At 71.0% G+C, this 13785-nt stretch carries 12 protein-coding genes; 5 read left to right on the plus strand and 7 right to left on the minus strand.

The window, feature by feature from the left end:
• Positions 1–17: 17 nt before the first annotated feature.
• Positions 18–2732, minus strand: coding sequence for an aconitate hydratase AcnA (gene acnA / locus N5I75_RS38335; RefSeq protein ID WP_476685019.1), 2715 nt, complete (start codon positions 2730–2732; stop codon positions 18–20).
• Positions 2733–3035: 303 nt separating this feature from the next.
• On the opposite strand from acnA, the gene N5I75_RS38340 reads away from it, so the two are divergent.
• Together N5I75_RS38340 and N5I75_RS38345 are read left to right on the plus strand one after the other, a co-directional pair.
• Complete coding sequence (locus N5I75_RS38340; protein WP_476685021.1) at positions 3036–3236, plus strand: DUF4236 domain-containing protein; 201 nt, start codon at positions 3036–3038, stop codon at positions 3234–3236.
• A 64-nt stretch (positions 3237–3300) separates the two neighbouring features.
• On the plus strand, positions 3301–4830 hold the full coding sequence (locus N5I75_RS38345; protein WP_476685023.1) for a helix-turn-helix domain-containing protein: 1530 nt from the start codon (positions 3301–3303) through the stop codon (positions 4828–4830).
• A 19-nt stretch (positions 4831–4849) separates the two neighbouring features.
• On the opposite strand, the gene N5I75_RS38350 is transcribed toward N5I75_RS38345, so the two are convergent.
• From N5I75_RS38350 to N5I75_RS38360, 3 genes are all read right to left on the minus strand, one after another.
• The gene (locus N5I75_RS38350; RefSeq protein ID WP_476685025.1) at positions 4850–5983 is read right to left on the minus strand and encodes a hypothetical protein; all 1134 of its coding nucleotides are present in this window, start codon (positions 5981–5983) and stop codon (positions 4850–4852) included.
• A 130-nt stretch (positions 5984–6113) separates the two neighbouring features.
• Positions 6114–6842 (minus strand): cysteine hydrolase family protein, encoded by a 729-nt coding sequence (locus tag N5I75_RS38355; protein ID WP_476685027.1) that lies wholly within the window; start codon positions 6840–6842, stop codon positions 6114–6116.
• Entirely contained in the window at positions 6842–7426 is a 585-nt protein-coding gene (locus N5I75_RS38360) for an isochorismatase family protein (RefSeq protein ID WP_476685029.1), read from the minus strand. The genes N5I75_RS38355 and N5I75_RS38360 overlap by 1 nt, the downstream gene beginning before the upstream one ends.
• Before the next feature lie 143 nt (positions 7427–7569).
• On the opposite strand from N5I75_RS38360, the gene N5I75_RS38365 reads away from it, so the two are divergent.
• A complete protein-coding gene (locus N5I75_RS38365; RefSeq protein WP_476685030.1) occupies positions 7570–8568 on the plus strand; it encodes a GlxA family transcriptional regulator in 999 nt (332 codons plus the stop codon).
• A 14-nt stretch (positions 8569–8582) separates the two neighbouring features.
• On the opposite strand, the gene N5I75_RS38370 is transcribed toward N5I75_RS38365, so the two are convergent.
• The 3 genes from N5I75_RS38370 to N5I75_RS38380 are packed head-to-tail and all read right to left on the minus strand — an operon-like array spanning position 8583 to position 11049.
• Positions 8583–9419 (minus strand): alpha/beta fold hydrolase, encoded by an 837-nt coding sequence (locus tag N5I75_RS38370; protein ID WP_476685032.1) that lies wholly within the window; start codon positions 9417–9419, stop codon positions 8583–8585.
• A 32-nt stretch (positions 9420–9451) separates the two neighbouring features.
• Positions 9452–9850, minus strand: a complete 399-nt coding sequence (locus N5I75_RS38375) for a RidA family protein (protein WP_476685034.1) — start codon at positions 9848–9850, stop codon at positions 9452–9454.
• Complete coding sequence (locus N5I75_RS38380; RefSeq protein ID WP_476685035.1) at positions 9847–11049, minus strand: acyl-CoA dehydrogenase family protein; 1203 nt, start codon at positions 11047–11049, stop codon at positions 9847–9849. Before N5I75_RS38380 ends, N5I75_RS38375 begins: the two co-directional genes overlap by 4 nt.
• A gap of 185 nt (positions 11050–11234) precedes the next feature.
• Between N5I75_RS38380 and N5I75_RS38385 the strand changes: the two genes are divergently transcribed.
• Positions 11235–12890: an AMP-binding protein gene (locus N5I75_RS38385; protein WP_476685037.1), complete on the plus strand. Its 1656-nt coding sequence runs from the start codon at positions 11235–11237 to the stop codon at positions 12888–12890.
• 4 nt (positions 12891–12894) lie between these two features.
• Positions 12895–13737: a PaaX family transcriptional regulator gene (locus N5I75_RS38390; RefSeq protein ID WP_476685039.1), complete on the plus strand. Its 843-nt coding sequence runs from the start codon at positions 12895–12897 to the stop codon at positions 13735–13737.
• Positions 13738–13785 lie beyond the last annotated feature (48 nt).

Here is a 13785-nt window from a genome sequence, read left to right on the forward strand (position 1 = left end):
CTGCGTTACCGGCCCGCTTACTTGCGGATCAGGTTGCGCAGCACGTACTGCATGATGCCGCCGTTGCGGTAGTAGTCCGCCTCGCCGGGGGTGTCGATGCGGACGACCGCGTCGAACTCCACGCCGGTGTCGGTCGTGACCTTGACCGTGCTCGGGGTCGTGCCGTTGTTCAGCTCCTCGATGCCGGTGAAGGAGAAGGTCTCCTCGCCGGTGAGGCCGAGGGAAGACGCCGACTGGCCCTCGGGGAACTGGAGCGGGAGGACGCCCATGCCGATGAGGTTCGAGCGGTGGATGCGCTCGTACGACTCGGTGATGACGGCCTTGACGCCGAGGAGCGCGGTGCCCTTGGCGGCCCAGTCGCGGGACGAGCCGGAGCCGTACTCCTTGCCGCCCAGGATGACGAGCGGGGTGCCCTGCTCGATGTAGTTGCGCGAGGCGTCGTAGATGAAGGAGACGGGGGCGTCCTCCTTCGTGAAGTCGCGGGTGTAGCCGCCCTCGGTGCCCGGCGCGAGCTGGTTGCGCAGGCGGATGTTGGCGAACGTGCCGCGGATCATGACCTCGTGGTTGCCTCGGCGCGAGCCGTAGGAGTTGAAGTCGCGGCGCTCGACACCGTGCTCCGTGAGGTACTTGCCGGCCGGGGTGTCGGCCTTGATGGCGCCGGCGGGCGAGATGTGGTCCGTCGTCACCGAGTCGCCGAGCTTGGCGAGGACGCGGGCGCCCGTGATGTCCGAGACCGGCTCCGGGTCCATCGTCATGCCCTCGAAGTACGGGGGCTTGCGGACGTAGGTGGACTCGCTGTCCCACTCGAAGGTGTTGCCGGTCGGGATCGGCAGCGCCTGCCACTGGGCGTCGCCCGCGAAGACGTCGGAGTAGGACTTGTTGAACATGTCCTCGCCGATGGCGTTCGCCACGACGTCGTTGACCTCGGCCTCGGTCGGCCAGATGTCCTTGAGGAAGACCGGGTTGCCGTCCTGGTCGGCGCCCAGCGCTTCCTTGGTGATGTCCACCTTCATCGAACCCGCGATGGCGTACGCGACGACCAGCGGCGGGGACGCCAGGTAGTTCATCTTGACGTCGGGGTTGATGCGGCCCTCGAAGTTCCGGTTGCCGGAGAGGACCGAGGTGACGGCGAGGTCGTGGTCGTTGACGGCCTTCGAGACCTCCTCGGGCAGCGGGCCCGAGTTGCCGATGCAGGTGGTGCAGCCGTAGCCGACGAGGTTGAAGCCGACCTTGTCGAGGTAGGGGGTGAGGCCCGCCTTGTCGAAGTAGTCCGTCACCACCTTCGAGCCCGGGGCGAGGGTGGTCTTGACCCACGGCTTGCGGGTCAGGCCCTTCTCGACCGCCTTCTTGGCCACCAGCGCGGCGGCGACCATGACGTACGGGTTCGAGGTGTTGGTGCAGGAGGTGATGGCCGCGACCGTCACCGCGCCGTGGTCCAGCTCGTACGTCGAGCCGTCGGGGGCGGTCACGGTGACCGGGTTCGACGGGACGCCACCCGTGGCGGCCGGGGCGTCGGAGGCCGGGAAGGACTCCTTGCCCGCCTCGTCGACCGAGTCGACGTAGTTGAGGACGTCCGTCTTGAACTGCTCGGCGGCGTTCGCGAGGACGATGCGGTCCTGCGGGCGCTTCGGACCGGCGATCGACGGGACGACCGTGGCGAGGTCGAGCTCCAGCTTCTCGGAGAAGTCGGGCTCGGCGGCCGGGTCGAGCCAGAGGCCCTGCTCCTTGGCGTACGCCTCGACGAGCGCGACCTGCTGCTCGGAGCGGCCGGTGAGCTTGAGGTAGTTCAGGGTCTCGCCGTCGATCGGGAAGATCGCGGCGGTGGAGCCGAACTCCGGCGACATGTTGCCGATGGTGGCGCGGTTGGCGAGGCTCGTGGCCGCCACACCCTCGCCGTAGAACTCGACGAACTTGCCGACGACGCCGTGCTTGCGCAGCATCTCGGTGATCGTGAGGACGAGGTCGGTGGCGGTGGTGCCCGGCTTCAGCTCGCCGGTCAGCTTGAAGCCGACGACGCGCGGGATGAGCATGGAGACCGGCTGGCCGAGCATCGCGGCCTCGGCCTCGATGCCGCCGACGCCCCAGCCGAGGACGCCCAGGCCGTTGACCATCGTGGTGTGCGAGTCGGTGCCGACGAGGGTGTCGGGGTAGGCCTGGCCGTTGCGGACCATGACCGTGCGCGCCAGGTGCTCGATGTTGACCTGGTGGACGATGCCGGTGCCCGGGGGGACGACCTTGAAGTCGTCGAACGCGGTCTGGCCCCAGCGCAGGAACTGGTAGCGCTCCTTGTTGCGGCCGTACTCCAGCTCCACGTTCTGGCCGAAGGCGTCCTTCGTGCCGAACTTGTCGGCGATGACGGAGTGGTCGATGACCAGCTCGGCCGGGGAGAGCGGGTTCACCTTGTCGGCGTCGCCGCCCAGCTCCTTGACGGCCTCACGCATGGTGGCGAGGTCGACGACGCAGGGGACGCCGGTGAAGTCCTGCATGATCACGCGGGCCGGCGTGAACTGGATCTCCTGCGAGGGCTGGGCCTGGGAGTCCCAGCCGCCGAGGGCACGGATGTGGTCGGCGGTGATGTTCGCGCCGTCCTCGGTGCGGAGCAGGTTCTCCAGCAGAACCTTGAGGCTGTAGGGAAGGCGAGCGGAGCCCTCGACCTTGTCCAGCCTGAAGATCTCGTACGACTCGTCGCCCACGCGCAGCGTGCTGCGGGCGTCGAAGCTGTTCGCCGACACGACAGTCTCCTTCATTGATGTGCGCGTTCCACCGCAATCCTGCCGCCACGCCGTGTTGCCGATCAGCTGAGGTAAGGCTAAGTTAGGTAACCCTTACTACCCTTACCGTCACAGTCGGCGGCGCCGGGCGGCCGCGGGGCGCCTCGGCAGATATCTCGATGTCGAGATAACTCTAACACCAGCCCTCCGGAGGGCTCGACTGATACCCGCGCGCGCGGGTAAGCGGGTCCCACGAACGGACCGCAAGGGACCGCAACGGACCGCACGGACCACGGGTGTCCATCAGGGAGGGGATGAGTCCTCATGCCGCTCACGTTCCGCAAGAGCTTCCGGATCCTGCCGGGGGTGCGCGTCAACATCAACCGCAAGTCGTGGTCGATCACCACGGGCGGCGGCTCGCACGGACCGAAGCACACGCACAGCAGCACCGGCCGCCGTACGACGTCGATGGACCTGCCGGGCCCGTTCGGCTGGCGCAAGACGACTACCAAAAAGCGCCACTGAGGCGTAGGGGACTCGGTCGGCCCCCTCGGGATGCGGCATCTCATATGTGAGATAGCCTGCCGCCATGGCAGACGATTACCTCGTACGTATCGGCAAGCTCATCCGTGACGCCCGTCAGCACCGGGGCTGGACACAGACGCAGCTCGCCGAGGCGCTCGGCACGAGCCAGAGCGCTGTGAACCGCATCGAGCGCGGCAATCAAAACATCAGCCTTGAGATGATCGCCCGAATCGGCGAAGCTCTCGACAGCGAGATCGTCTCCTTGGGCTACGCCGGACCGATGCATCTGCGCGTGGTCGGCGGGCGCCGGCTCTCGGGCGCGATCGACGTGAAGACGAGCAAGAACGCGTGCGTGGCGCTGCTCTGCGCGTCGCTGCTCAACGACGGCCGCACGGTGCTGCGCCGCGTCGCCCGCATCGAGGAGGTCTACCGCCTCCTGGAGGTGCTCAGCTCGATCGGCGTACGCACCCGCTGGATCAACGACGGCGTCGACCTGGAGATCGTGCCGCCCGCCCGCCTCGACATGGAGGCGATCGACGCGGCGGCGGCGCGCCGCACCCGTTCGATCATCATGTTCCTGGGCCCGCTGCTCCACCGCATGGACCGCTTCACGCTCCCCTACGCGGGCGGCTGCGACCTCGGCACCCGCACCATCGAGCCGCACATGATCGCCCTGCGCCGCTTCGGCCTGGACATCACCGCGACCGAAGGGCTCTACCACGCCGAGGTGCAGCCGGAGGTCGCCCCCGACCGCCCGATCGTGCTGACCGAGCGCGGCGACACGGTGACGGAGAACGCGCTGCTCGCCGCCGCCCGCCACGAGGGCACGACGGTCATCCGCAACGCCTCGTCCAACTACATGGTCCAGGATCTCTGCTTCTTCCTGGAGGCGCTCGGCGTCCGCGTCGACGGCATCGGCACGACCACCCTCACCGTGCACGGCCTCGCGAAGATCGACGTCGACGTGGACTACTCGCCGTCCGAGGACCCGGTCGAGGCGATGAGCCTGCTCGCCGCCGCCGTCGTCACCGAGTCCGAGCTGACGGTGCGCCGCGTCCCGATCGAGTTCCTGGAGATCGAGCTGGCGGTCCTGGAGGAGATGGGCCTCGACCACGACCGCACGGCCGAGTACAGCGCCGACAACGGGCGCACGCGCCTGGTGGACCTCACCGTCCGGCCCTCCAAGCTGGAGGCGCCGATCGACAAGATCCACCCGATGCCGTTCCCCGGCCTCAACATCGACAACGTGCCGTTCTTCGCGGCCATCGCGGCGGCTGCCCAGGGCCAGACCCTCATCCACGACTGGGTCTACGACAACCGCGCGATCTACCTCACCGACCTCAACCGCCTCGGCGGCCGCCTCCAGCTCCTCGACCCGCACCGCGTGCTCGTCGAGGGCCCGACCCGCTGGCGCGCCGCCGAGATGATGTGCCCGCCCGCGCTGCGCCCCGCCGTGGTCGTCCTCCTCGCGATGATGGCGGCCGAGGGCACGTCGGTGCTGCGCAACGTGTACGTCATCAACCGCGGTTACGAGGATCTGGCGGAGCGGCTCAACTCGGTCGGCGCGCAGATCGAGACGTTCCGGGACATCTAGCCCCGGGCACCCGCCCTTTCTAGTGCGGGACCGGGCACACCCCGGCGGCGGAAGCGGTGGCGACCGTGTTGTAGGAGGGCGCGGACAGGGTCGTCACCGTGGTGCTGCCGAGCTGCTTGAGGATCTCGTCGGAGAGCAGGTCCTGCTGGCCCTTGAGGGCGTCGGCGACCGTCGTGTCCTTCGGGAAGACCATCTCGGCCGCGATGTTGTCCTGCACGATGCGGGCGAGGTTGTCGAGCGCGGTGAAGACCGGGTCGGCCGGCGGCTCCAGGCCGGGCAGGTCGATGAGGTGCGTGGACACCTTCGCCGCGTTCATGCAGTCCTTGAGGATGATGGTGTTCTGGTTGAGGACGCTCGTCGTCCACTGCGAGAGCACCACGCAGTAGAGGTCCGCCCACGCCGCCTCGCCGACCTTGGCGCGCCAGGTCTTCATGATGTCCTGGACGCCCTTGATCTGGGCCTGCGAGGCGTGCTCCATGTTGGTGCGGATCGCCGGGTAGACGCTGCCGGAGAAGTCCTCGAAGGACTTCATGTCGAACCGCTTCGCGGCGATCGACGCGGTGATGAACTTCAGGCCGCCGTCGAGGATCGTCGCGCAGGACGTGGCGAGGGTGGACGGCAGACCGGCGGCCGGCAGGTTGGCGCGGGCGGTGGTGAGCTTGGCGGCGTACGCCTTCAGCGGCTCGATCCAGGCCGTCGACGTCTCGTCGTTGAACGCGACCATCACCAGGTCGTGCGGGTCGATCCGGTGCGCGTTGGGCAGGTTCGGGATCTTGTCCGCCAGGTAGGAGGCGATCACCGAGAAGATGCCGAGCGGGACGTGGGCGATGGACTTGGCCAGCTCGAACGTCTGCGAGACGGGGTTGGCGGACTCCTGTCCGTCCTTCGTCACGAGGGTGAACCGGCCGCCCTTGGCGTCGTTCTGGACGACGACGACCGGTGAGAGGTGCTTGATCAACTCCGCCTTCAGCGTGGCGTAGTTGGCGCGCATGCCCGCGTTCACCGCGAACAGCGACTCGCGGGCCTGGGTCTGGGTGACCGAGGCCGCCGCGCTGCCACCGGCGTCCGCGGCGCTCGGGGCCGCGGAGTAGCCGATGAGGGCGGCGGTGCCGACACCGGTGGCGCCGCCTATGAAACCTCTGCGCGTAGCCATCTTCGTTTTCTCCCTCGTTGCTTCGGATGGGGTCTGGTCTGCCTGGGGGGGATGCCGTTCATGGGGGGAAACCTTTGGTTGGGGGGATGGGGGGACGTGGGGGTGGGGGCTGGAGAGGGGAAGCGTTACGTCACTTGATGTCGCGCTGCTTCGGGACGACGACGCCGAACCGGTCCTGGATCGTGGCCAGCGCCGACTCGTGCACCTGCTTCGCCGGGATGCCCCGCGGGTTGCCCTTGACGGGCAGCGGGCGGGTGGCCGAGGCGTCGCCGACGACGGTCGGGTTGTAGCCGTTGTAGACGGCGCCCTCGGTGGTGAAGAGGGTGCACATGTGTGTCATGAAGCCGGAGATGATGACGTTCTTGCGGCCCGTCTTCTTCAGCACGGCGTCGAGGTCCGTGTCGTGGAAGCCGTTCGGGACGGCCTTCTCCACGACGGTCTCGCCCTTCGCGGGCTTGAGCGCCGGGATGATCTGGCCGGCCTTCGACGAGAGGTCGTAGCCCTTCTCGACGATGTGGACGACTGGCGTGTGCGCCTCGCGGGCGCGGTCGAGGAGCGCCTTGGTGTTGTCGACGGCCTGGCGCCAGCCGGTCAGCTCCATCGCGCCGCCGGTGTAGACGTTCTGGTAGTCGACGAGGACCAGGGTGGCGTTCGACAGCTTCGCCGGGGTCTCGTCCAGCTTCATCAACTGGCGCAGCGTTGTCGTCTTCTGCGCGTAGTCACGGGCACGGTCCTGCTTGTCCGTGCGGGTGGCCGCCTGCGAGTCTCCCCCGCAGGCGGTCATGGTCGCGGCGAGGACGGCGGCGGCGCCGAGCGCGGCGGCGGTGCGGAACAGCTTCGGCTTCTTGTCCGTCTGCATCAGACGATCTCCTTCTGGGTCGGGACGACGACGCCGTACAGGTCGGCGATGGTGGCGAGGGCCGACTGGTGCACCTGCGCGGCGGGGACGTCGGCGCCCGCGACCGGGAGCGAGCGGGTGGCGGTGGCCTCGGCGACGACAGTCGGGCGGTAACCGCCCAGGAAGGCGCCCTGCGCGGTGAACGCCACGCACATGTGCGTCATCCAGCCCGCGATGATCACGTCCTGGCCGTCGGTGAGGTGCGTGGCCAGGTCCGTGCCCACGAAGGCGTTCGGGACCTGCTTGACGACGACCTCCTCGCCGTCGACCGGCGTCAGCCTCGGGTGGATCCGGCCGATCTCCGCGCGGATGTCGTAGGGGGTGCCCTCCCCGCCGTCGTTGATGACGTGGACGACCTTGGTGCCCGCCTCCCGCGCCCGGGCGAGGAGTCCGGCCGCGGCGTCGAGGGACGCCTCCCACCCGTCGAGCTCCATCACGCCCTGGGTGTAGGTGTTCTGGAAGTCGATGAGGATCAGCGTCGAGCCGGCCAGGGTCGCGGGGGTCTCGTCGAAGCCGTTGAGCTCGCGCAGCGTGGTTCGGGACATGGGAGTACCGCCTAACGAAATACGGGTGGGAGGCGTGGTCCGGGATCTCCCCCGGGCCACGTCCACCACGCTATGAGCCCGCTGTGACGTCGGCAATGACGTCTAACATGCAGATACCGACATAGCCATGGGGGTGTCCGTCCGTGCCGGACCGCGTCAGACGAACCGTCCTGATCGTGCTCTTCGAGGGCGTCGACCTGCTCGACGTCACGGGGCCGCCGGAGGTGTTCTCGCTCGCCCTGCGCGAGACCGAGGAGGCCGCCGGGTACCAAGTGCTGCTCGCCGCCGAGACCCTGGACCCTGTCACCACGGGTGCGGGCGTGCGCATCCTGCCGGACATCACCTTCGCGCAGGCCGCCGCGGGCACCATCGACACGCTCATCGTGCCGGGCGCGGTGGAGTGCGACGAGGAGCGGCGCGTCCATCCGCTCGTGGACCCGCAACTGGTCGAGTGGGTACGGGTGCTGGCCGGGCGGACGCACCGGATCACGTCCGTGTGCGTCGGGGCGCATCTGCTCGCCGCCGCCGGGCTGCTCGACGGCAAGCGCGCCACCACGCACTGGTCCACCGCGCAGCAGCTCGCCGCCGACCATCCGGCGGTCGAGGTCGACGCCGACCCGATCTTCATCCGCGAGGGCAACGTGTGGACCGGCGCGGGGATCAGCGCCTGTCTCGATCTCTCGCTCGCGCTCATCGCCGACGACCTGGGCGAGGCGGTGGCCCTGCGGGTCGCGCGGCAGCTCGTGATGTACCTGAAGCGGCCCAGCGGGCAGAGCCAGTTCAGCGTGCCGCTGGAGCAGGTGTCCACGACGCGGCGCATCGAGGACCTGCGCCATCACATCCTGCGCCACATCGGCGAACCGCTCACCGTCGTCGATCTCGCCGAGTACGCCCACGTCAGCGACCGGCACCTGACCCGGCTCTTCAAGACGGAGCTCGGGACGACGCCGCACGCGTACATCGAGTCCGTACGGGTGGAGAAGGCCCGCCACGAGCTGGAGTCCTCCGACGCCACGCTGGAGCGGGTGGCGTCGCTGTGCGGCTTCGGGACGACGGACACGCTCGTCCGGGCGTTCCGGCGGCGGCTGAACACGACGCCGACGGAGTACCGGCGGCGCTTCCGGGTGCCGCCCGCGGTCTGAGCACAGCCTTTGGTTCAGTCCCTGATGAACTCCTTGATCACCGCCGCGAGGGCGACGGGCTGGTCCAGCGGGATGAGGGTGCCGCACTCGTCCAGCTCCACCAGGCGCCCCTGCGGCAGGAGTTCGGCCAGGCGGCGACCGTGGGCGGGCGGCATCATCCTGTCCTGCCTGCCCCACACGACGAGCGCGGGCCGGTCGTGGGCGCGCAGGGCGGCGACCGTCTCCATCATCTCCGTCTTCACCGTGGCCCTGAGGTAGTCCCGGAGGACGGCGCGGGCCACCGGGTCCTTGCGCAGAGGCTCGATCCAGCGGTCGATCAGGTCGTGCGGGACGGGGCGGTGGGACATCACCGCGTACCCCGTGCCGGGCACGCGGCGCAGCGGGCGTACGGCGAGGACCCGCGCGAGCGCCGCCAGGCCGCCGGGGACCCGGGACGCCACGTCGAGCAGCTTGCCGCCGGGGCCCGGCGGGTAGTTGTCGAACGCCTCGCAGCCCGCGATGACCAGGCGGCCGACCCGCTCGGGCCGCTGCGCGACGAGCTGCTGGAGACGGCCTCCGTCGTTCTCCACGAAGACGGTGTCCTCGCCCAGCTGGAGGGCGTCGGCGAACTCGCCGATCAGCGTCGCCATGGTGCGGGGCGAGAGCCGGACGCCGGGGCGCAGCGGCACGCGGTGGCTGCCGTACGGGAGGGTCGGGACGACACAGCGGACGGACGCGCCGAGCGCGTCCACGACGTGCCGCCACACGGTGCCGTCCTGGGCGGGCCCGTGCAGCAGGACCACGGGCGTGGCGGCGCCGCCCGTGTCGTCGTACGCGATCGGGCCCACGGCGAGTTCGACCTGTTGCGTCATGGGGCCGAGCTTATGACGTCCGGCCCGGGGCCTCAGCGAAGTACGGCCGTGCCGTCGATCTCGACCAGGGCCTGTTCGTCCCAGAGGCGGGAGACGCCGATGACCGCCATCGCCGGGTAGTCGCGGCCCGCCAACCGCCGCCATACGCGGCCCAGTTCGCGGGCGTGGGCGCGGTAGTCCGGGACGTCCGTCGTGTAGACGGTGACGCGGGCGAGGTCGGCCGGGGTGCCGCCCGCGTGGCGCAGGGCGGTGAGCAGGTTGGCCAGGGCCCGCTCGAACTGTTCCGGGAGCGTGGCGCCGGTGACCTTGCCGTCCGCGTCCAGGGCGGTCTGTCCGGCCAGCATGACGAGCCGGGTCCCGGTGGCGACGACGGCGTGGGAGAAGCCGGTGGGCGGGGAGAGCTCGGGCGGGTTGCGACGATCGAGGGTCACGGCTTCCTCTCCTCCGCACGGCGGTACGGGCCCCGGGTGCGGTCCGTACCGGCGTACGAGCCACGGGCGTCCGCCGTACCGCGGTACAAGTCCTTCGCGATGACAGCCCGTTGGATCTCCGTCGCGCCCTCGTAGATGCGCGGGGCCCGTACCTCGCGGTACAGGTGTTCCAGGAGGTGGCCGCGGTGCAGCGCGCGCGCCCCGTGCAGTTGCACCGCCGCGTCGACGACCTGCTGGGCCGTCTCCGTCGCGAGGAGCTTGGCCATCGCCGCCCGCCGGGGCACGCCGTCCGCGCCCTCGTCGTACGCCGACGCCGCCGCGTACACCATGAGGCGGGCCGACTCGACGCGCAGCGCCATGTCGGCGACCTGGTGCGCGACGGTCTGGAGGTCCTTCAACGGGCCGCCGAACGCGCGGCGTTGCGCGGTGTGCGCGAGGGTCGCGTCGAGCGCCGCCTGCGCCATGCCGACGGCGAACGCGCCGACACTGGGCCGGAACAGGTTCAGGGTGTTCATGGCGGTACGGAAGCCGCCGCCGACCTCGCCGAGCACGTCGTCCGGGCCGACCGGTACGTCCGCGAAGGTGAGCAGGCCGATGGGGTGCTGGGAGAGCATGTCGAGGTGGTCGCCGGTGAGGCCGGGGCGGTCGGCGGGGACGAGGAACGCCGTCACGCCGCGGGCGCCCTCCGCCGGGGCGCCGGTGCGGGCGAAGACGGTGTAGAGGTCGGCCTCGGGGGCGTTGGAGATCCAGCACTTCTCACCGGTCAGCCGCCAGCCCCCTGCTGTGGAGCCGTCCGGCTCGGCGCGGAGCGCGAGCGCCGCCGCGTCGGAGCCCGCGCCCGGCTCGCTCAGCGCGAAGGCGGCGACCGCGCGCCCCGCGCTCACCTCGGGCAGCCAGCGCTCACGCTGCTCCCTCGTGCCGTGGGCGTGCACCGGATGCGCGCCGAGACCTTGCAGGGCGAGGGCCGTCTCCGCCTCCGTACAGACCTGGGCGAGCGACTCGCGCATCAGGCACAGGTCGAGCGCGCCGGACGTGAACAGGCGCTGAAGCAGGCCGAGTCGGCCCAGCTCCGCGACGAGGGGGCGGTTGACGCGGCCCGGTTCGCCCTTCTCGGCGAGCGGGGCGAGCCGGTGCCCCGCCAGTTCGCGCAGCTCGGCGCACCAGGCGAGGTGGTCGGGGGCGAGCGAGAACGTGCCCATACGCCGGGGCTCCTCCCAGGACAGGACGAGGACAGGACAGACAGACGCCGGGGTCCATGGCTCCCCGCACCGTATCGCGTGCCGTTGACTGTCGTCACCATCACGATACGCTCCAGGGACGAGCGCGGCCCGACGCACGACCACGGCCCGACGCGCGACCACGCCACGGCAAGGGGGCGCCTCCCATGACCCTGCTGACCCTGCACCCGTCCGCCCACACCGACACGTTCGCGCGCGACCACCTGCCACCCCCGTCCCAGTGGCCCGGCCTCACCTTCGACCTGCCCGAGCTGCGCTACCCGGAGCGGCTGAACTGCGGTGCCGAACTGCTCGACGCGACGGTGCGGCGCTTCGGCCCGGACCGGCCCGCCTTCCACTCCCCCGGCCAACCTCTGTGTACGTACGGGGAGTTGCAGGCAAGGGTCGACCGAATAGCCCACGTCCTGACCGAGGATCTCGGGGTCGTGCCGGGCAACCGGGTGCTGCTGCGCGGGCCCACCACCCCCGGCCTCGCCGCGTGCTGGCTCGCCGTGATGAAGGCGGGCGCCGTCGCCGTGACCGTGCTGGCGCAGCAGCGCCCCGCCGAGCTGGCGACGATGTGCGGGATCGCGCGGGTGCGGCACGCGCTGTGCGACGTCCGGACCGTCGACGACCTGGTCAAGGCGGACGTGCCGGACCTGCGGATCACGACGTTCGGCGGCGACGGGCCCGACGACCTCTCGCACCGGACGCCCGCGAAACCGTCGTCGTACGAGGCCGTGCCGACCGCCTCGGACGACGTCGCCCTGATCGCGTTCACCTCCGGGACGACCGGGCGGCCCAAGGGGTGCATGCACTTCCACCGGGACGTGCTCGCCATCGCCGACACCTTCGCGCGACACGTCGTGCGGCCGACGCCGGACGACGTGTTCGCGGGCAGTCCGCCGCTCGGCTTCACCTTCGGGCTCGGCGGGCTCGTCGTCTTCCCGCTGCGCGCCGGAGCCTCCGCGCTGCTGCTCGAACAGGCGGGTCCGCGGCAGTTGCTGCCCGCCGTCGCCGCGCACCGGGTGTCGGTCCTGTTCACGGCGCCGACCGCGTACCGCGCGATGCTCGCCGACCCGGCCTGGGCCACGTACGACGTGAGCGGTCTGCGGCGCTGTGTCTCCGCCGGGGAGAACCTGCCCGCCGCCACCTGGCACGCCTGGCACGAGGCGACCGGCCTGCGCATCATCAACGGCATCGGGGCGACCGAGCTGCTCCACATCTTCGTCTCCGCCGCCGACGACGAGATCCGGCCGGGGACGACGGGGCGCCCGGTGCCGGGCTGGCAGGCGCGGGTGCTCGACGCGGAGGGGCGTGAACTGCCGGACGGGGAGCCGGGGTTGCTCGCCGTGCGCGGGCCCGTCGGCTGCCGCTACCTCGCCGACGAGCGGCAGACCACGTACGTACGGCACGGCTGGAACATCACCGGGGACACGTATGTCCGCGAACCCGACGGGCATCTCCGGTACGTCGCCCGCGCGGACGACATGATCATCAGCGCCGGGTACAACATCGCGGGCCCCGAGGTCGAGGACGCGCTGCTGCGCCACCCGGACGTGACGGAGGCGGCGGTCGTGGGCCGGGCCGACGAGACGCGCGGGCAGATCGCGGTCGCCTACGTGGTGACGCGGGCCGGGGCAGCGCAGGACGCGGACGCGCTGCGCGCGTTCGTCCGGGCCGAGCTGGTGCCGTACAAGTGCCCGCGGGAGTTCGTGTTCCTGGACGCGCTGCCGCGGACGGCGACGGGGAAGCTGCAGCGGTTCAGGTTGCGCGCGGCCGGAACCACACATGGGCCGGGCGCCCCCGGAACCGTACAGTGATCGCGTGTCCGAGCAGCAGACTTCGTCCAGCGGCCCAGGCGGGCAGGCGCACGCCCCTCGCTCTCTCATCGTCACGCTGTACGGCGCCTACGGGCGCGGGCTCCCCGGCCCCGTACCGGTCGCCGAGCTGATCCGGCTGCTCGGGGCCGCCGGGGTCGACGCGCCCTCGGTGCGCTCGGCGGTGTCCCGGCTGAAGCGGCGCGGGCTGCTCCTCGCGGCGCGCAGCGCGTCGGGGGCCGCCGGGTACGCGCTCTCGGACGACGCGCGCCAGCTCCTGGCCGACGGTGACCGGCGGGTGTACGGGGCGCCTGATGACGGTGGGGCGGGCGGCTGGGTGCTCGCCGTGTTCTCCGTGCCCGAGTCACAGCGCGCCAAGCGGCACGTGCTGCGCTCCACGCTCACCGGGCTCGGCTTCGGCACGGCCGCGCCCGGCGTCTGGCTCGCCCCCGCGCGGCTGTACGAGGAGACGCGGCACACGCTGGAGCGGGCCGGCTGCGCCGCGTACGTCGACCTGTTCCGCGGCGAGCACCTGGGATTCGCGGCGACCGCCGACGCGGTGGCCCGGTGGTGGGACCTCGCGGCGCTGGCCAAGCTGCACGAGGCGTTCCTCGACGAGCACGCGCCGGTGCTGCGGGCCTGGGAGGCCCGCGCCGACACCCCGCCCCGCGAGGCCTACCGCGACTATCTGCTCGCCCTCGACTCCTGGCGCCACCTGCCCTACGCCGACCCGGGCCTCCCCGCGCGGCTGCTGCCGGAGGGCTGGCCGGGGGTGCGGTCGGCGGAGGTGTTCCGGGCGCTGCACGAGCGGTTGCGGGAGGCGGGGGCCGCGTTCGTGGCGGAGGCGTGAGCTGAGACACGTGTGAGGGGGAGGGTGCTGAGCGAACCCTTGAGGAAG

Source organism: Streptomyces sp. R818 (genome assembly GCF_056172735.1).

Bases quoted from the DNA above. Each gene is read 5' to 3' on its own strand.
- N5I75_RS38360 (WP_476685029.1), bottom strand. From the start codon at position 7,426: ATGTCCCGAACCACGCTGCGCGAGCTCAACGGCTTCGACGAGACCCCC.
- N5I75_RS38370 (WP_476685032.1), bottom strand. From the start codon at position 9,419: ATGACGCAACAGGTCGAACTCGCCGTGGGCCCGATCGCGTACGACGAC.
- N5I75_RS38340 (WP_476685021.1), top strand. From the start codon at position 3,036: ATGCCGCTCACGTTCCGCAAGAGCTTCCGGATCCTGCCGGGGGTGCGC.
- N5I75_RS38385 (WP_476685037.1), top strand. From the start codon at position 11,235: ATGACCCTGCTGACCCTGCACCCGTCCGCCCACACCGACACGTTCGCG.
- N5I75_RS38345 (WP_476685023.1), top strand. From the start codon at position 3,301: ATGGCAGACGATTACCTCGTACGTATCGGCAAGCTCATCCGTGACGCC.
- N5I75_RS38380 (WP_476685035.1), bottom strand. From the start codon at position 11,049: ATGGGCACGTTCTCGCTCGCCCCCGACCACCTCGCCTGGTGCGCCGAG.
- N5I75_RS38350 (WP_476685025.1), bottom strand. From the start codon at position 5,983: ATGGCTACGCGCAGAGGTTTCATAGGCGGCGCCACCGGTGTCGGCACC.
- N5I75_RS38355 (WP_476685027.1), bottom strand. From the start codon at position 6,842: ATGCAGACGGACAAGAAGCCGAAGCTGTTCCGCACCGCCGCCGCGCTC.